Source organism: Marinobacter sp. LM1, from assembly GCF_042763285.1.
GTDB lineage: Bacteria > Pseudomonadota > Gammaproteobacteria > Pseudomonadales > Oleiphilaceae > Marinobacter > Marinobacter nauticus.
Genome location: NZ_CP114373.1, coordinates 4,191,704 through 4,210,418 on the forward strand (window position 1 = coordinate 4,191,704; position 18,715 = coordinate 4,210,418).

Consider the following 18,715-nt stretch of genomic DNA (forward strand, 5'->3'; position numbering starts at 1 on the left):
CGGCGCCTGAATTGCCGGGCTGGTATTGCTGGTCTAAAGTTAGGCGGTATCCGAGCAGCAAAGGCCCCGCGGGAGTACACCAGCATGGACAGCGACCTTCGTAACACACCCGGCACCCGATTCCGGCTCTGGCCGGGTCTCTGGATTCCCGGGGTTATCCTGGGTATCGGCATACTGGTGTCAGTGGCACTGGCCAACACCCTGGCGCGAACTATCGCTGACCTTGGCCTTGAGGCCTACCATGCCAGGCATCAGGCTCTGGTTGCGACGATCGCAGCCCGTCTACAACACACGCCGGGGCAGCAATTGCCTGCATCGCTGACCTCAGCTTTGGCGACAGATCTGCCCGAGGGCCTGCAGCTTCGAATCGATACGCTCGCCAGACACACCAAACAGGCTGTGCTGGAGCTCGGCAACGTAGACGAGCCCCGGGATTCCGAGGCCCTGCGGACCGAGCTGACACTGCCCGGCAGGCACTGGATGGTCACCACGACGCCCAGCGCAGGGTGGATAGACCGGGCCTCGAACCAGGCGCGCTGGCAGATTCTTACTGCAGGTGCCGGTATCTCGGTACTCGCAGCCTTACTGATGCTGGTCGCCTGCCGTCGACTGGCCATCCGCAATGCCAGAATCCGGCAGCAACAGGCACAACTCGATCGCGATCAACAACAGATTACCAATCTGCAGGTGGAGAAGTCTGTGCTCCGGCATGCGCTGAACGACAGCGAAGCAAGAAGCCGGGATCTGGTCCGGCTGGGCGGAGCGGTAATCGCCGAACTGGATCACCAGGGGCGCATCGGATTTGTGTCCGCCCAGATTGCCGACGTGCTCGGTCGCGCGCCCTCCGACCTGACCGATCAGCCGTTTGAACAACTGGTATCCGAACAAGACCGCAGCCGGTTCCGGGAAAGCCTGGACAGCGCCCGCAGCGAGGAAGACCTGACCCGAACCGATCTGGTATTGATCGGGGCCGAGGATACCCGGCCAGTGCGGGTCTGTCTGCGCCTGAAACCCATCAAGGATCCCGTCCACGGCATTACCGGCTTTCGGCTCAGTGCTACCCCGGATTAGGGCCCGCATAGACGGCCAGCGCGATCTACCAGCGACTCACAAGGGCTGAATCCGGTCCAGCAGCCGCCCACTCTCAACCAGCTCAAGAAACTCATCACCCAACCTGTCACTCTCCAAGGTCGCTCGACGCCAGGCTCGTTCGCGACCGGCATCATCGCCGACGTACTTCTCGAAGTCCTTGCGATCCGGCAGTTTGCGATCCGGCAGGGTTGCCAGGTAATCCGGTGACGGAGATACCAGCACGACATCCTGCAGTCGACTGGCATCGCCCCGGCGCCAGGGCAAGGTTTTATCGAACCAGCCGGGAACCACACGATCCGTAAAATGCGGATAGAGGATAATACCAGGCTGCTGGTAAGGCAGGTCGAGGTGATAATCGAGCAGTCCGCCATCCCGGTATACACCCTCTGGCGCGCCCGGAATATTGCGGACTCCGGACATCACCAGGGGAATGGAAGCGGACGCCAGCAGGGCCGGCAACAGGTTATCCCGGCTCAGGGGCACTTCATGACTGGGGAAATCCACCAGGCTTGAGACCGGCGCGCGGCTCCGGGCATCGTGCACAATGCCACGTTCCATAAAACGACCCAGGTGCCGGCGGCTGACCATGTTGGCGCTGATAGCCCGCATCAACCCGAGGCTCAGCCTGCCACGGGTATCGTGTTGCAACAGGCCAAGACTGCGCACTACTACAATGCTCAACCGGTACCAGGGATGGCTGAGCAGAAAGTCTTCCCGGCCCCCCAGCAGCTCCTCCAGAAACAGTATGCTTTTGCGGGAGATTTCCGCAGCGCTGACGCCTTTGGCAAATCGCTGACTGGTGTACAGCTCGGCCAGGCGGGCCAACTGGGCCTTGGGATCATCTGAAGAGGCAATGGCGGCAAACCGCCAGCTGCCGATGGAAGATCCGATCAGAGCCCTTTCCTGGGGAGCCTGCGGCAACCAGTCACCAAAAATGGCCTTGTCCAGGCCACTGATTCCCAGCGCCTTCGGGCCACCGGCTGCCCCCGGAATCACGTGGACATCTTCCGGCCCCAGCGGTTTCTGTTGCAAGCGCTGCAAAGCCCGGCGACCTGCTCGGATGGTCAGTGCCGGCTTCCGACTGTGAATGGCAGTCATTCCTTTCTCCCCTGAAATGTCCGGCGAGTGTATCCGACCGACCGGAGGTGGCCAACTGAACAGAATTCATGACGGCCATGTATATTCTGAATAACAGATGTCTCCAGAATAGTTTTTGCGAATACCGTCAATCCGTGGTTTTTGCTTTCGCTCGCGGGACTCCGTGCTAGACTTGAGCCATCGATTACAAACGGAAACATGCCGGTTATGAACAGCGGGAGTAGGCTGTGAATCTAATTGCCTCGCCAAATACCCTGGCAACCAACCCGACCCTGGCTGTTCTCGGGTTCAAGCGGCAACTGGTCTATCATCTGCACATCTGGGCGTTTATTGCGGTCGCTCCCCTGGTCATGGTGCAGTGGCAGCATGGCAACGTTCTGCTGTCATCCCTGCTGATTCTGTTCTGCGTGAACGCGGCCCTCGTGATCGCGTTCCTGCGTTTTCGCAGTACCTATTTTTTCAAGGGCCGGCTGTTCCCCATACTGGCCGTGGTATGCGCAGCCTATTCCACCCTCATCAATGGTCATGCCGGGCTCTACTGGGCCTATCCCGCCGCCATTGCCCTGTTTTTCCTGCTGCCCCTGCGTGAAGCCATTTTCTGCAATATCGTGTTTGTGTCGGTCATGGCGGTAGTGTCCTTCTTCAAATTTCCCGAAGCCGACTTCTGGCGTATCACTTTTTCCCTCGGTCTCAGTTGCCTGTTTGCCATGATCTTTGCCTGGCTGGTGGGGCGCCTGCAGGCCGAGCTTACCCGCCTGGCGACAACCGATCCACTGACCGGCTGCCTGAATCGCTCCCAACTGGCGGATATCCTGAACAGCCAGATTCAGATGCGGGAACGCTATGAACGGGTGTCCAGCCTGGTACTGATTGATCTGGATTATTTCAAGACCATCAATGACCGCTGGGGCCACCTGGCCGGAGACAAGGTGCTCAAGGAAATGGCGCTGCGGGTACGCAAGCGGTTGCGGGAAAGCGATCAGCTGTTCCGTATCGGCGGCGAAGAATTCATGGTAGTACTCCCGGAAACCCGCCAGAAAGACGCCGACACCCTGGCGCACCAGTTGCTGACCAGCATCAGCGCCCGGCCGTTTCTGGATGACATCCGGGTTACCGCGAGTGCCAGCGTGGCGGAAGTCACCCAGGGCGAGACCTGGTCCGTATGGCTCAACCGGGCAGACCAGGCTCTGTACGAAGCGAAATCCCGTGGCCGGAATCAGGTGGTGAACGCTCCCAGGCTCGCGAGCCAGGAGGACATCCTGGATCCGGCACCACTGGCAGACCCGGCCACCGGCGGCACCACACCGGCCTGAGCTGGCTAGCGCGCCTTGCGAAACTCCCTGTAGGCGCTGTAGACATCCCAGGGTTGCTCAAAGTGGGGGTAATGCCCGACATTGCGCAACATCACCACATCGGCCTGAGGGATCAGCTCCCGATAGCGCCGGGCCATGGCGGCGCCGGACACCGGGTCGGCACCGCCGGAAATCAGTCGCATGGGCTGCTCCGCCTTTTGCAACGCTCCGACCCAGCGGTTGCGGTGACAACGACGCTCCTCCATGAACTGGATCAGGCGGTGCAACACGCCCCGGCCGTTGTTGTAGTTCAGCAAATGCCAGAAGTCGTCCATGTCCTGCCTGCCCGGCGGATTACGTGACCCGAACAGACGTCGAAAGTTGCGTTCGAAGAGCGATCGGCTGAGCCCCCGGCCAATGAGGCCACCCAGGGGGCTGCGCAGAATCTTCTGGATAAACAGGGGATGGTGAACTTCCGGAAACAGACCACCGTTTAGCAGGCAGACACTGCTGATGGCAAACGACAGCTCGCCCTCCTGCTCGCGGGCCAGCAGTTCCTGGACGACGGTGGTGCCGTAGTCATGGCCGAACAGGTGGACCCGCTCCAGACCCAGCCCCTCAATCCAGCCCTGAATCAAATCCGCCTGATCTTCGATGCTGTAGGAATAATGCAAAGGTTTATCGGAAAAACCGAAACCGAGCATGTCCAAAGTCAGCAGGTTATGCTCGCGCACCAGCATGGGCCAGATCCGGCTCCAGTCCCAGCTCGCGGTTGGGAAGCCATGCAGCAGAACGAGCGGCTCACCCTGCCCTCCCATGCGGCTGAAGATGGCATGCCCCTCGTAACAGAACCATTTGCCAGCCTGTTGCCAGGCTTCCAGCGTAAATGTCTCCTGGCGACCAGATGCCGCCACTTCTGAACCCGGTATCACCTGTTCCATGTGCAATCCATGACCGTACCCGAAACTCCTCATACTTTAGTGCAAAGCTGCGGCCGGGGCCATATCGCCTTCGGCGGCCTGTGCGGTGGTCCTTTTCTACGCCACAGACGTAAACCATGGAGATACCCTGCGAATTGCCTTAAGCTTTGGCCTTTTTCAGACACCCCAAACCGGAATCGATTATGTCTCTACCCCTTGATGATCTGGCCGATCACTACCGCACTATTATCCAGGGCCTGGGCGAAGACCCGGATCGAGAAGGCCTCCAGAACACGCCCATGCGTGCAGCCAAGGCCATGCAGTTCCTCACACGCGGCTACCAGCAGGACCTCGAAGAGCTGGTCAATAACGCCGTGTTTGAGTCCGCCATGGACGAAATGGTGGTGATTCAGGACATCGAACTGTACAGCATGTGTGAGCATCATATGCTGCCCTTCATCGGCAAGTGCCACATCGCCTATTTGCCCCAGGGCAAGGTGCTGGGCTTGTCCAAGTTTGCCCGCATCGTCGACATGTATGCCCGCCGGTTACAGATTCAGGAAAACCTGACCCGTCAGATCGCCGAAGCCATCGAGAGCGTTACCCAGGCCAAGGGCGTCGCGGTGGTCATTGAAGCCCAGCACATGTGCATGATGATGCGCGGCGTAGAGAAACAGAACTCGCGTATGAAAACCTCCATGATGCTCGGGCAGTTCCGCAAATCCCAGGCAACCCGGACCGAATTCCTGAACCTGATTTCCAGTAACCGCTGATATCCGACTGACTCCAGGGAGTTGTTATGGCAAACGCCCAGAAACCACTGGCCCGTGTCCAGATCAAGAATCTTCTGCTGCGTGACTATATCGGCATCAAGGAAGAAGAGATCAACAACCAGCAGGACGTGGTGATTAACGTTTGCCTGACCTACGATGCCTCGGAGGCTATCGAGCGCAATGAAATCTCTGCTGCGCTCAACTACCGCACCATTACCAAGCAGATTATCGCCCATGTGGACGGCCAGCGGTTCGCCTTGCTGGAGCGCCTGACCCACGAAGTTTTGACCATCGTCATGGAACATGGCGCCGTGCGTTGGGCCGAGGTAGAAATCGACAAGCCCCATGCGCTACGTTATGCAGAATCGGTTTCCGTGACTCTGGAAGCCAGTCGCGACTAGGAGAATCTGCATTATGCCCAGCAACAGCCCCGAACAGATCCGGGAGATTCTGGAATCGGTTAATACCATCGCCCTGGTGGGTGCCAGCGAGAAGACCAACCGGCCTTCCCATGAAGTGATGGAATACCTGCAGCACCAGGGCTATCGGGTGATTCCGGTTAACCCGCGCCTAGCCGGTCAGCAGGTTCTGGGCGAAACCGTCTACGCAGATCTCGCCACACTTCCAGAGCCAGTGGATATGGTGGAACTTTTCCTGGCTCCTGAGCGTACCGATGCCGTGATCGATCAGGCCATTGAGCAGAAGGTTCCGGTGCTCTGGCTGCAGATTGGTGTGATCAATGAAACCGGCGCCCAGCGTGCCGAAGCCGCCGGCCTGACGGTGGTGATGGATCGCTGCCCCAAGCAGGAAATACCGCGGCACGGCCTACGCACCCCGGCCAAACGCTGACCTGTCTTACTGTCCCTGGTGCATGACTGGTATCGGTAGCCGGCATGAAAACCGGCTGCCGAAGCTGAGCTGGATCAAGAGCCAGATCACAGTTTCAGATCGTAACTGTTACCAATTGCGACAGTCTGACATACTCTCTGAACAATAATTCGAAGACTGGCAGGACCATGTGGTTCCGAAGTAAACCAGGCAAGTCCAGAGCCGCCGCTAAAGGCCGCGATGTTCAGAGCACTCCCAAAGCGTCTACAGACGTTGTACTGGAACGGGTGCGTCTGCCCGTGGACCTGCTGCAGCCCGGCATGAAAGTGGTCAAGCTTGACCGGCCCTGGACCGAGGTCCCGGTTCTGTTCCAGGGATTCACTCTGCAATCCGACGTCGAAGCCCGAATACTGCGCCAGTATTGCGCCTGGGTCGTGGTCGAGGACGAGGCCGAGAGACTGGCTCCGGTTCTGGATCAGATCCCCCACCTGAAGCAACGCACCACCGAACCCCTGCAGGAAACCCGCACGCTCGAACAGGAACTGCCCCGGGCTGCCGATGCCTGGGGCCGAACCCAGCAGTTCGTGGAAAAGGTGATTCGCGACATCGAACAGCATAACGATCTGGAACTGGCGTCTGCCCGACCGCTGATCCGCTCCTGCGTGGACAGTATCAGAGCCAACGCCAGTGCCATGTTCTGGATGGCACGAATCAAGCACCGCGATGCCTACACCGCCGAACATTGCCTGCGCGTCGCCATTTTTACCGTAGCCTTCGCCCGTTTCCTCGGTCTGCCGGAAGACGATCTGGAAGTGGCCGGCATGTGCGGGCTGCTGCACGATATCGGCAAGTTACGGGTACCGGACGAGATCCTCAACAAACCCGGGCCTTTGTCCCCCCGGGAATATGAGTTCATGCGGAAACACACCACCCTGGGCCATGAGCTCCTGAAGCAGGACCCAAGCCTGGACCCGATCATCAGCGATGTGACCCTGCATCACCATGAACGCATCGACGGCCGGGGCTATCCACAACAGTTGCCGGAGTGGCAGATCAGCCGGTTTGCCCGCCTGATTGCCATTGTTGACGCCTACGATGCCATGACCAGCGACCGCTGTTACCGTGACGGCATGTCACCGGCCGACGCCGTAAGGATTCTGTTCAAGAACCGGGGGCAGCAATTCGACGCCGATATGGTCGAAGCCTTTATCAAAATGATGGGTATCTATCCCCCGGGCAGCCTGGTCGAACTGAGCACAGGAGAAGTCGCGTTGGTAGTAAGTACGCACCCCGGACGCAAACTCAAACCGAGCGTTGAGATACTGCTGGATCCCTCGAAAAAGCCGGTCACGCCGCGAGTCGTGGATCTCGGTGAGCAGATGGGGCTTGAGCACACCACTCGGGAAATCGCCAGGGCTTTACCTGACGGCGCTTTCGGGATATCCCTTAGGGGTCGGATCGAACAGCTAATGGCAAAGAGCGTTGCAAATCATTCATAATCAGCGCGAGCCTGCCGTTAACCCAGGTATCCCGAACCCACTCACTCCGGAGCATGATGTGGAGAAACCCGAGACATCCATCAGACTGGTCGTTCGTGCGCTGATGAGCCCGGTTTTCCCGGTTCTGATCTTCCTGGTGTTTCTGGGTATTGCCTCCGGGCTCCGGGTTGGCCTGATCCAGCAGAATACCCACCAGATCCAGACCAATCTCAGCAATGAAGCCAGAGCGCTCGCCAACAACCTTGAGCGCGAATTCATGGTGCACCTCGATGCCATCGGGCGTATGGCCATGCGCATGCAGGCCAATCCATCCCAGACCGAGGCGCTCTGGCGTGAGGATGCGCGCAATTATCTGAGAGACTTCGGGGTTTACCAGGCCATTGAATGGATTGACCGCAACTACATCATCCGCTGGCTGGAACCCCTGAGCGGCAACAACGATGTCATCGGTTTCAATGTCGCCTTCAATGAACAGCGGCGAGCGGCGCTATCGCGGGCTGCAGCCTCCGGACAGTACGATATTTCCGGCATCATTGACCTTCGACAGGGCGGAGAGGGTCTGGTGATCTATCATCCTGTCGGGCGGGGTGATGCCAATAACGGTTTCATGGCTGGCGTTTTCAGAATGAATACGCTGGCAGAGCAAATGTTGACCCGGCGGGTCCTTGAACAGTTCCAGGTCACCATCACCCAGAGTGACCAGACCAGTTATCTGCTGAACACCTCGTCCGACCTTGATAACTCGCTGAACCACACCGTACCGATCAACCTGCCTTCGCTGGACTGGTCACTGACACTCACACCTTCGAGACAATGGGTCGAAGGCCAGCGCAGCAGCTGGCCTACCATGACCTTTACCAGCCTGCTGCTGATGGGCCTGCTCACCAGCCTTACTACCCTGCTGGTGCAACTCATCCTGAAACGCAACCAGGCTCTGCTCAAAACCCGTAAAGAGCTGGAACAGGAAATCGATCAGCGAGTAGCCATGCAGGTGGACCTGGAACGGCTGGAGTCGACCGACACCCTCACGGGTCTGGCCAATCGCCGCTTCTTCATGGAAGACCTCGCGCATACCATCAACATTGCCGATCGACAGCTGCGCCAGATCGCCCTGGTGATGCTGGATCTTGACCGCTTCCAGATGCTTAACGATTCCCTCGGGCATCAGTTCGGGGATGAGCTTCTGATCAAGGTGTCTGAACGCCTGAACGGGTTGAGCAATGAGCGGGTACTGGTCGCCTACTCCGGTGGTGACGAGTTTATGGTGTGTCAGCAGCAGGTCGATGACATTGACGATGTGATTCACCTGCTGGGCCAGATCAAGCAGTGTTTCGCCGCGCCGTTCGAGGTGCAGGGCGAGGCTCACAGTATTACCGCGACCATGGGTGTGGCGGTTTACCCCCAGAGTGGTCTGGACGCGGATGCGCTGTTACGCAATGCCGATATTGCCCTGTACCGGGCCAAGGAGCAGGGCCGTAATACCTACCAGTTCTATACCGAGGGCATGCAGGACCGCGAAGTGCTGCGTCTTGAGCTGGACCGTGACCTGAGCCAGGCGCTGGCCAATGATGAATTCGTGCTTTACTTCCAGCCCCAGCTCAATCTCGACACCGGCCAGATCAACAGTGTCGAGGCGCTGATTCGCTGGCAACACCCGGTTCGCGGGCTCCTGCCTCCGGTGGAGTTTATTCCGCTGGCTGAGGAAAGCGGCCGGATTACCGAGATCGGCCGCTGGGTGGTACTGGCCGCCTGCCGTCAACTGGCACGCTGGAAAGGTACGCCCTGTGAGCACCTGAGAGTCGCGGTGAATCTGTCTGGCCGCGAACTGGATGACGATTCCCTGATTGACCATATCCGTTCAACCCTGGCATCGGAGGCGGTGGATCCGTCGAGGCTGGAGGTGGAACTGACTGAGGAAATCTTTATCCAGAACATCGAGCACAACCTCAATCAGTTATCCCAGCTGCACCAGTTGGGTGTGCATCTGGCGATTGATGACTTCGGGGTTGGTTACTCGTCGCTGGGCTATCTGAGAGATTTCCCGGTCGACCTGCTGAAGATTGACCGGTCGTTCATTACCGACGTCACTGAGCGCCACGATGATGCGGTGATTACCCGGGCGGTGATCAATCTGGCCCACAACCTGGGCATTCAGGTAGTGGCTGAAGGCGTCGAGACGGAGGAGCAACTGAACTTCCTGAAAGCGCACCGATGCAATCTGGCCCAGGGCTATCTGATCAGCCGGCCGATTCCGGCGGCCGATCTTGAGCGGGCGCTTGCGGAAGGCATTCTGATTCCGGGCCTGCCCGTCGGTTCCGGTTTGTAATTACCGGGCCAGAACTCCACACTTCACTTTCAACGGTTTGTCACGAGAGCATTATGTCGGCCAGATATCTGACTTCGGAGCAGGATGCACAGCTTCGCCGCTGGGAGCGGTGGAACCGAAATTATTTTGTGTTTGCGTTTGTGGCGTTGATTGTAGTGCTGGTGTTCAGCAGTCAGTTGGGGCTGTCGTCCGGCGATGACTGGGGGTCGCTGGGGGTGTTGCTGGCGTTGCTGGTGGCGCCGATTGTGGTTCTGCAGTTGCGGCTGAGGTGCCCTGCCTGTGGCGTGAAAATTGGCTGGCAGGCGAAGCTTATGGCGCCGGATCAGTGCAAGTCCTGTGGTGTGTTTCTGCGTTCGAAAAACGCTTCTTCCTGAGTTTCTCTCCGAAAACCTTTGACCTGTGAGTTGGTCACAGGTTTTAGTCTTGTTCTGTGGATTTGGGAGAATGCCGTGTCGGTGTGGGTGGCGCTTCCGAAAACCGCTGCAAGTACTTCCCTGTACGCTTGTCTCCGCCATCCATGGCTACGAACATTTTCGGAAGCGCCACCCACACCAACACTCCGAAACATCTGAACAAGTCTCCCATCCACCCACATGCTCGTTGGGGGATTCGGCACCATGAAAGTCAAAGAAATCGCCACCGCCTCCGGGGTTAACCCGGATACCGTCCGGTTTTACACCCGGGAGGGTTTGTTGCGCCCTACTCGCAATCCGGACAACAACTATCAGCAGTACGATGCCGAGGATCTGCGACGGTTGCGGTTTGCCCGCAAGGCACGGCAGCTGGGGTTTTCTCTGCCGGAGATACGGCAGATTCTGGAGCAGGCGGACGATCATCATTCGCCCTGCCCGATGGTTCGGGATGTGTTCCAGCAGCGGCTGGCGGAGGTTGAGCGGGAGATTTCGGAGTTGCAGAAGTTGCGGGCGCGGATGGTGTCGGCATTGTCCACCTGGCAGGACATGCCCGATGGTACGCCGGATGGACATACGATTTGTCGGTTAATCGAACATTGGGATGATCCTTCGTCATCATCCTGCTGTGAGGAGTCTTGAGTAATGAGTGAAGCATCGGTTCTGAAAACAGCGCTGAGTATTTCCGGCGCCTCTTGTCAGGGTTGTGCGAAGAAGATTCGTCATGCTCTGGAACCGCTGACCGGGAGCACCGAGCGGGTGGAGGTGAATCTCGAAGACCAGACCGTGGCCCTGCCTGAGAATGTGGATAGCGCCGAGGCGGCACGGATAGTAACGGAGGCTGGCTACCCGGCGGAGCCGTTGGTTCATAACGAACCCATCGGCAGTTGCTGCGCATCCAAAAATGGCAAGTCGGCCGCTGATAAGGCGCCGGACTCAGATACACCGGCCGCCTCGACCGACGTCGAGCCATCGGATGCCGGCGACGGGCAGATCGCGCTGGCGGTCAGTGGGGCCACCTGTGCATCCTGTGTGAATACCATTGAGAAGGCGTTGATGTCGGTCCCCGGTGTCACTCACGCTCATATGAATCTGGCGGACAGCACCGCGACCGCCAGCGGTGATGCCGATCCGCAGGCGCTGGTGCAGGCGGTGGAGAGTGCGGGTTATGGTGCCCGGGTGATTGAAGACGCGGATGCCGCCGACGACCGCAAGCAGGAAGAGGACAAGAAGCAGTACAAGGTACTGCTGGTGAAGATGGCCATTAGTCTGGGGCTGGGCCTTGGGTTGATGATCTGGGGCATGGGCTTCGGGTCGATGATGGTGACCGAGGCCAATCAGCTTACCTGGATTAATCTGGGCATTCTCACTCTGGGGGTGATGATTGCCACCGGCGGGCATTTCTACACCGGTGCCTGGAAGGCGTTCAAACATCATAACGCCAATATGGACACGCTGATTGCTCTGGGTACCGGCACCGCCTGGCTATATTCGATCGTGGTGGCCAGTGCGCCGGAGGCGCTGCCGGAGATGGCTCGCCATGTGTATTTCGAGGCTTCGGCGATGATCATTGGCCTGATCAATCTGGGCCAGGCCCTGGAGTTGCGGGCCAAGGGCAAGACCTCGGAAGCGGTGCGCCGGCTGCTCGATTTACGGGCGAAAACGGCCCGGGTGATCCGCGACGGCCAGGAGCAGGATATTCCCGTTGAAGAGGTTCAGAAAGGCGACCGCATCCGGGTGCGCCCGGGCGAGAAGCTGCCGGTGGACGGGGTGATTGCCGAAGGCACCACCCGCATCGATGAAAGCATGCTGACCGGTGAGCCCATGCCGGTGGGCAAGGGCGAAGGCGATGAGGTCTCGGCCGGTACTCTGAACACCCACGGCTCGATTATTTATGAAGCTACCCGGGTGGGCAGCGAGACCGCGCTGGCCCAGATCATCAAGCTGGTGAAAAAGGCCCAGGGCTCGAAACCCGCCATTGGCCGGCTCGCAGACAAGATCTCTTCGGTGTTCGTGCCCACGGTGATGCTGATTGCCGTGGTGTCGGCGCTGGTCTGGTACAACGTCGGGCCGGAGCCGGCGGTGGTGCACATGATGGTGGCCGCCACCACGGTACTGATCATTGCCTGCCCCTGCGCGTTGGGGCTGGCCACGCCCATGTCGGTGATGGTGGGTGTCGGCAAGGCAGCAGAGTACGGTGCGCTGATTCGCCAGGGCGATGCCTTGCAGACTGCCGGAAAAATCGATCTGGTGATTCTGGATAAAACCGGCACCATTACCGAGGGCCATCCCGCGGTAACCCGGGTGCACGCGACAAACGGCGATGAGAAACGCCTGCTGGCATTAGCCGCCGGGCTGGAGCAGCATTCCGAGCATCCGCTGGCAGAAGCCATTCTGGACCGGGCCCGCGAGAACGATATTGAGCCAGAACTGGTCTCCGGCTTTGAAGCGCTCAATGGCAAAGGTGTGCAAGGCAAGCTTGATAGCGAACCGGTACGCCTGGGCAATCGGCGCTGGCTGGAAGCCGAAGGGCTGTCTGTCGAGGCTCTGGATGATGCCGCCAAAACCATTACCCGGGAAGCCGGCACGCCGCTGTTCCTGGCGGTGGGCCAGCAAGTATTGGGTGTCATCGGCGTGGCCGATGCCATTAAACCGGATTCCGAGGCTGCCATCCGGCGCCTTCACGACGCTGGCATCAAGGTGATGATGGTCACCGGCGATGTCGATGCCACCGCCAAGGCCATTGCGGCCAAGGCCGGCATCGATGACTACCGGGCCGAGGTGTTGCCGGAGGACAAAGCCGAAGTGGTCAGCGAAATGCGGGGTCAAGGCTACACGGTGGCCATGGTGGGGGATGGCATCAACGATGCCCCGGCGCTGGCAGCTGCGGACGTCGGCTTTGCCATCGGAACCGGCACCGACGTGGCCATTGAAAGTGCGTCCATCACCCTGATGCGCGGTTCCCTGCACGGGGTGCCAGACGCCATCGAGATCTCCCGGGCAACGGTGAAGAACATTCACCAGAACCTGTTCGGGGCCTTTATCTATAACTCCTTGGGTATTCCGGTGGCCGCCGGCCTGCTCTACCCTGTGTGGGGCATCCTGATGAGTCCGATCCTGGCCGGCGCCGCCATGTCGCTGTCTTCAGTGACGGTGGTTTCCAACGCCAACCGGCTGCGGCTGTTCAAGACCAGCCAACCCCAGGTATCAGCAGAGGAGCGGAACTGATGACAACCTTTCTGGTCAATGCCGGTGGTCTCGCCCTGATGGCTGCCATTGTCTGGTGGTTCTGGCTCTCCGGCTCTAACTCGGACAACTCCGATCAACATCACTGAGGTAATCACCATGAGAAAACACACCCTTGCCCTCGGCCTGATGGCTGCCCTGGGATTCAGCACCACCGCCCTTGCCGGCGGTGCGGCCCAGAGCATTCACGTGTACAAATCCCCCACGTGCGGCTGCTGCGGCGACTGGATCGACCATCTGGAAGAAAACGGTTTTGATGTCACCGCCACCAACAGCGACGACATGGGCAGGATCAAAGCCGAAGCCGGTCTGATTCCGGGCCTGGGCAGTTGCCACACCGCCTTTGTAGATGGCTACGTGATTGAAGGCCATGTTCCGGCGGACGACATCAAGCGCCTGCTGGCAGAAGCTCCCAAGGCCACCGGCCTGAGCGTACCCGGTATGCCGGCGGGCTCTCCGGGCATGGAAATGGGCGACCGCAAGGATCACTACAAGGTGATTCTGTTTAACGATCAGGGCCAGACCCGGATCTTTAACGAGCACAACTGACGCCCGCCCCGCGGACTATTTTTCCTGGCCGGTTCTGCCAGATCTGACTCCCTCTGGCAGAACCGTTATACTCCGCTGCATCACACATTTTTAGCCAGGTTATTTCTCCATGCTCAATGCCGACGCTCTCAATCAGTTGCGCCAGCTGAAAACCGATATCAAGCAGAACAAGGTGGTCTTCCCGGGTACCGTCAAGCCCACCAACGGGCGCTTCGGCTTTGTGGCCCTGGATGAAGGACGGGACGTGTTCCTGCCGCCCGAGGAAATGCAGAAGGTGCTGCCCGGCGACCGGGTAAACGTTACCGAACAGGAAGTGGAAAAGGGCAAAACCCAGGGCATGGTGGACGAGCTGCTGGAATCGCACCTGACCACCTTCGTGGGCCGTTACCTGATCAAGGGCAAGGGCCACTTTGTTGCGCCGGAAACGCCGGGCATCAACCGCTGGATTTTCATTCCGCCGAAAGAACGTATGAACGCCCAGCCGGACGACTTCATCTACTGCCAGATTCATCGCCACCCGTTCAAGGACGGCAAGGGCCAGGCCAAGGTACTGCGGGTTATCGGCAAGGCCGGTGAACCGGGCATCGAACGGGCCTTCACCCTGGCCAACTTCGACCTGGCCGACGCCTGGCCGGACGAAGTGCAGAAGCAGGCCGATGCCCTGGGCGAAGAGTCTGTTTCCGCCCACACCGATGGCCGCGAAGACCGCACCGCACAGCCCTATGTCACCATCGACAGCCCGGGCACCCAGGACATGGACGATGCCCTGATGGCCACCCCCAACGCCACCGGCTGGACCCTGTCCATTGCCATTGCCGACCCGACGGCGATGATTGAACCGGGCAGCCCGGCCGAAGAAGAAGCCTTTAACCGGGCCACGGCAATCTACTTCCCGGGCGAGCCGCTGCCCATGCTGCCAGACACCATCAGCACCCGCCTGTGCTCGCTGATGCCAGAGGTACCCCGGTTGGCCCTGGTGTGCGACCTGCAGGTGAACAACGATGGCAGCCTGGGCGACTACAGCTTTCGCCAGGCCGTCATCCGCTCCCAGGGCAAGCTGAGCTATGAGCTGGTGTCACACCTGATTGAAGGTCGGGAAGACGATGACATCAAGGCCTTGCCCGAAGCCGTCGCCAACAGCCTGGACCAGCTGCATCAGGCCGCCACCGCCCTGCGCAAATGGCGCTCGGAGCACGCGTTACTGAGCAATGATCGCCCCGAATTCCGGTTGCGTCTGGACGAAAACAAGCGGATCCGGGTGATTGAACCGGCAGTGCAGAACGAAGCCCACCGGCTGGTGGAAGAATGCATGGTTGCGGCCAATCGTTGTGCGGCCGATTTCCTGCAAAAGCAGGGGCAAGGCCTGTTCATCCAGCATCCGGGGCTGCGGGACGACCGCGCCGACAATATCCGTAAACTGCTGGAAGGTTACGCCCCACATCTGGCCGAACTGGATGCCACCAGTGCCGAAGGCTTCAAGGCGTTGATGAAACACACCGATGGCCTGCAGGCCGATGTGCCGGTCAAGTCCATTCTCTCGCGCCAACTGGCCCGGGCCGAACTGGGCTTCGAGCCTGCTCCGCATCAGGGTATGGGACTGGCGGCCTACACCACCTTTACTTCACCGCTGCGCAAGTTCTCGGACTTCTACGTGCACCGTCTGATCAAGGCCGCACTCTGGGATCAACCCATCAAGGCCCTGAACCCGCAGCAGCTGGAGAGTCTTCAAACCACCCAGTTCCGCGCCCGCATGGCTGCCAACACCCTGGAGGCCTGGCTCAAGAGCGATTACGCCAAAGGCCTGCCGGCAGATCCGATGGAAGGCACCATTACCCGCACCATGCCGTCGGGGTTTTTCGTCCGCCTGGATTGCAACGGCCTGGAAGGCTTTGTCAGTTGCAAGGATCTGGAGGGCAAGTTCAGCTTTGATCCGGTTACGCTGCGCCTGGTTCACAACAAGAACGGCCGGATCTTCCAGCTGGACCAGCGGGTAACCGTGAGTTTTTCCGGTGTGGACGAAGAGCGTCGGCAGATCAACTTCAAACTGCTCGAGGCCGAGGACATTAATCCCGGAACCGACGACAAGGGTTGAAAACCAGCCGGGCAGACACACCGTATCTGTTCAGAGGTCTTCTGTTTTCAGGAGGTGTGTTATGCCCATCAGTCCTCAGGAATTTCTGCGAAAGTACGGCTTCGACAAGGAAGAAGAAGAGCCCGACCACAGCCTGCGCCACAATGCCATGGAGCATGCCAGGCATTTGAAACGCCCCCATGCCGGCACTCCCCATGACTGGGAAGAGTGGGAAAGGTTCAAGAAGGAACACCCGGATCAGGTCGAAGACGACGACTGACCCGGGACGGCATCAGCTAGGGTTCTGGTCCTGCCGGGCCAGCATTCGCCCCAGCCGCTCGTCTTTGGCACGCCACAGATCGCCCAACCAGTCCTTGACGTTGCGGCGGTGCTCGGCGTCCTCAGAGTAATCCCTGCCCTTGAGGTGTTCCGGAATGGCCTGGGTATCAATGGTCATCCGGATCTCCGGCACCCGCCCACAAATGAAGTCCCAGAACGTTGGAGCGCCATCGGGATAGGCAATCGTGACATCTACCAGGGTATCAATGGAATCACCCATGGCATCCAGCACAAAGGCCACTCCACCGGCCTTGGGCACCAGCAAATGCTGGTACGGTGACTTCTGCCGGTCGTGCTTGGCCGGGGTAAAACGGGTGCCTTCCACAAAGTTCATCACGCTCACCGGCGTGTAGCGGAATTTCTCACAAGCCTTGCGGGTCGCCTTCAGATCATCGCCCCGTTTTTCCGGGTGCTTGATCAGGTATTCCCGGGTGTAGCGTTTCATAAACGGGAAATCCAGCCCCCACCAGGCCAGGCCGATCACCGGCACCCAGATCAGCTGCTGTTTCAGGAAGAACTTCAGAAACGGCGCCTGGCGATTGAACACCCGCTGCATGGCGAGGATATCCACCCAGCTCTGATGATTGCTGAGCACCAGATACCAGCTCTCGCGCTTGAGCTTGTCGGCGCCTTCCACGTGCCAGCGGGTATTGTGGGTGAGCTTCATCCAGCCTGTATTGCAGGCCACCCACGACTCCGAAATCCAGATGATCACGCGGGTGCACAACACCCGGAAACCCTTGTGCGGAATCACCAGCTTGAACACCGCGGGGATATAGAGCAGCAGGCACCAGAACACGGTGTTCAGGCCTAGTAGCAGGGAATTAAGCACGCCAATAACGGGGGCAGGCAGGAAACTGAGCATGGGCATCCTGTTGTGGTTGTTGTTTCCGAAGCCCGCAATCATAGCAACCTGGCAGCCGCTTGGGCAGTGGCCCGAAGTGACCAAAACGCCGACCGGATGTGACAGTCTTGCCATGGCTGGGGGAATGAATCCACTCTATTATCTGACTCCACACGCACCGCAGCTACACCGGACACCCTATGCGCAACCCCCTGAAATCCGCTATCAAGACCTCCTCCGGCCTCGCCCGCCAGAGCGCACTCTACGCTGGCAATGCCTTCGACCGGATTTTCCGGGCGGCCAGCCTGGTACAGGCAGGCCAGACCCCGTTCGAAACCCTGCACAGCAATGGGCTGGTGAGCCTGCGATACTATCCGCCTCTGGAGGAGGATTTCATCGAACTGGATGGCATGGTGATCCCGGTAGAACGCAAGACCCACCGCACGCCGATCGTCATCATTCCTCCTCTGGCCGTGAATATGCTGATCTATGATCTGTTTCCCCAGCGAAGTCTGGTGCGTTTCCTTCGAGCCAGAGGATTTGAGGTCTATCTGATCGACTGGGGTATGCCGGGCCGGGAACATACTCACTACAACATGCATACCTATGTTGCCGAATTCCTGCCGGAGTATCTGAATCGGGTCCGGGAACACAGCGGGGAACAGGAACTGTCACTGCATGGCTGGAGCATGGGCGGCATGTTCACGCTGTTCTACTCTGCCCTCAGCAAGGACCAGCACATCCGCAACGCCATCGTCCTGGGCCTGCCCATCGACAGCCATGCTTCCGGCCTGATTGGCTGGATGTATCAACGAATTGCCGATGTCGCCGAACTGGTTCGCAAGCGCACCGGCTTCCGGCTCCACGACATGAAACCGCACTGGTTCCACACCCCGGGCTGGGCCAACACCATCGGCTTCAAGTTGACCAACCCGGTTGGCAGTGTGATGGGTTACTGGGAGTTGATCGTGCGCCTGGGCGACCGCGAATTCGTCACCAACCATGCCACCACCTCGGCCTTTCTGGACCGGATGGTAGCCTACCCCGGCGGCGTCATCCAGGACACCGTGGTCCGGGTCTGGATTGATAACCAGTTGGCCAAAGGCCAGATCCAGATTGGCGACGACTTCGCTCGACTGGAGAACGTAAACGCCAACTTACTGGCCATCGCCGGCCAGGAGGACACCCTGGCTACACCCGGTGCCGCCAAGCGAGTGATGGACCACGTCAGCTCCACGGATAAGACCTTCCGGGTGGCCCCCGGCGGGCACATGGGGATACTGGCCGGAAGCAAAGCGCCCCGGGCGTCCTGGCTTGAGCTGGCCGACTGGTTGGCTGCAAGGCCTGACTGATACTACTTTCACAAGCGGCAGGTGGCAGGGAGCGCTTTCCACCGCTGACTTTCCGTCTTCCCTGCTTTAAACTGCC

17 protein-coding genes are annotated in these 18,715 nt (G+C 59.3%); 14 read left to right on the forward strand and 3 right to left on the reverse strand.

Going from position 1 to position 18,715, the window contains the following annotated elements:
* Nucleotides 1–84 precede the first annotated feature (84 nt).
* Entirely contained in the window at nt 85–1,071 is a 987-nt protein-coding gene (locus tag OZ656_RS19535) for a PAS domain-containing protein (protein WP_379944820.1), read from the forward strand.
* A 36-nt stretch (nt 1,072–1,107) separates the two neighbouring features.
* Here the strand turns inward: OZ656_RS19535 and OZ656_RS19540 are convergent, their stop codons facing one another.
* Nucleotides 1,108–2,190: a patatin-like phospholipase family protein gene (locus tag OZ656_RS19540; protein WP_153739625.1), complete on the reverse strand. Its 1,083-nt coding sequence runs from the start codon at nt 2,188–2,190 to the stop codon at nt 1,108–1,110.
* A 227-nt stretch (nt 2,191–2,417) separates the two neighbouring features.
* Between OZ656_RS19540 and OZ656_RS19545 the strand changes: the two genes are divergently transcribed.
* Nucleotides 2,418–3,503, forward strand: coding sequence for a GGDEF domain-containing protein (locus OZ656_RS19545; RefSeq protein WP_153739626.1), 1,086 nt, complete (start codon nt 2,418–2,420; stop codon nt 3,501–3,503).
* 5 nt (nt 3,504–3,508) lie between these two features.
* Here OZ656_RS19545 and OZ656_RS19550 read toward each other — a convergent pair whose 3' ends face one another.
* Nucleotides 3,509–4,423 carry an alpha/beta fold hydrolase gene (locus OZ656_RS19550; RefSeq protein ID WP_183580935.1) on the reverse strand — a complete coding sequence of 305 codons (915 nt, stop codon included), beginning with the start codon at nt 4,421–4,423 and terminating at the stop codon, nt 3,509–3,511.
* Between the two features lie 182 nt (nt 4,424–4,605).
* Between OZ656_RS19550 and folE the strand changes: the two genes are divergently transcribed.
* The 11 genes from folE (at nt 4,606) to OZ656_RS19605 (ending at nt 16,384) form a co-directional block, all read left to right on the forward strand.
* Nucleotides 4,606–5,175: a GTP cyclohydrolase I FolE gene (gene folE, locus OZ656_RS19555; RefSeq protein WP_011787185.1), complete on the forward strand. Its 570-nt coding sequence runs from the start codon at nt 4,606–4,608 to the stop codon at nt 5,173–5,175.
* A 26-nt stretch (nt 5,176–5,201) separates the two neighbouring features.
* Nucleotides 5,202–5,576: a dihydroneopterin triphosphate 2'-epimerase gene (gene folX, locus OZ656_RS19560; protein WP_379944821.1), complete on the forward strand. Its 375-nt coding sequence runs from the start codon at nt 5,202–5,204 to the stop codon at nt 5,574–5,576.
* 13 nt (nt 5,577–5,589) lie between these two features.
* Nucleotides 5,590–6,024, forward strand: coding sequence for a CoA-binding protein (locus OZ656_RS19565; protein ID WP_014423007.1), 435 nt, complete (start codon nt 5,590–5,592; stop codon nt 6,022–6,024).
* 167 nt (nt 6,025–6,191) lie between these two features.
* Nucleotides 6,192–7,502, forward strand: a complete 1,311-nt coding sequence (locus OZ656_RS19570) for an HD-GYP domain-containing protein (protein ID WP_379944822.1) — start codon at nt 6,192–6,194, stop codon at nt 7,500–7,502.
* 58 nt (nt 7,503–7,560) lie between these two features.
* A complete protein-coding gene (locus OZ656_RS19575) occupies nt 7,561–9,828 on the forward strand; it encodes a bifunctional diguanylate cyclase/phosphodiesterase (RefSeq protein ID WP_153739629.1) in 2,268 nt (755 codons plus the stop codon).
* Between the two features lie 53 nt (nt 9,829–9,881).
* Nucleotides 9,882–10,202 (forward strand): hypothetical protein, encoded by a 321-nt coding sequence (locus OZ656_RS19580; RefSeq protein ID WP_011787190.1) that lies wholly within the window; start codon nt 9,882–9,884, stop codon nt 10,200–10,202.
* 243 nt (nt 10,203–10,445) lie between these two features.
* The gene (locus OZ656_RS19585; RefSeq protein WP_153739630.1) at nt 10,446–10,880 is read left to right on the forward strand and encodes a MerR family transcriptional regulator; all 435 of its coding nucleotides are present in this window, start codon (nt 10,446–10,448) and stop codon (nt 10,878–10,880) included.
* Between the two features lie 3 nt (nt 10,881–10,883).
* Complete coding sequence (locus tag OZ656_RS19590) at nt 10,884–13,466, forward strand: heavy metal translocating P-type ATPase (RefSeq protein WP_303293423.1); 2,583 nt, start codon at nt 10,884–10,886, stop codon at nt 13,464–13,466.
* Nucleotides 13,467–13,583: 117 nt separating this feature from the next.
* Nucleotides 13,584–14,033 (forward strand): DUF411 domain-containing protein, encoded by a 450-nt coding sequence (locus OZ656_RS19595; RefSeq protein WP_379944824.1) that lies wholly within the window; start codon nt 13,584–13,586, stop codon nt 14,031–14,033.
* A 109-nt stretch (nt 14,034–14,142) separates the two neighbouring features.
* Nucleotides 14,143–16,125, forward strand: coding sequence for a ribonuclease R family protein (locus OZ656_RS19600; protein ID WP_379944825.1), 1,983 nt, complete (start codon nt 14,143–14,145; stop codon nt 16,123–16,125).
* 61 nt (nt 16,126–16,186) lie between these two features.
* Entirely contained in the window at nt 16,187–16,384 is a 198-nt protein-coding gene (locus OZ656_RS19605; protein WP_011787196.1) for a hypothetical protein, read from the forward strand.
* A 12-nt stretch (nt 16,385–16,396) separates the two neighbouring features.
* Here OZ656_RS19605 and OZ656_RS19610 read toward each other — a convergent pair whose 3' ends face one another.
* Nucleotides 16,397–17,308 (reverse strand): acyltransferase, encoded by a 912-nt coding sequence (locus OZ656_RS19610; protein WP_036148786.1) that lies wholly within the window; start codon nt 17,306–17,308, stop codon nt 16,397–16,399.
* A gap of 179 nt (nt 17,309–17,487) precedes the next feature.
* On the opposite strand from OZ656_RS19610, the gene OZ656_RS19615 reads away from it, so the two are divergent.
* Complete coding sequence (locus OZ656_RS19615; RefSeq protein WP_379944826.1) at nt 17,488–18,639, forward strand: alpha/beta fold hydrolase; 1,152 nt, start codon at nt 17,488–17,490, stop codon at nt 18,637–18,639.
* Nucleotides 18,640–18,715: the final 76 nt, after the last annotated feature.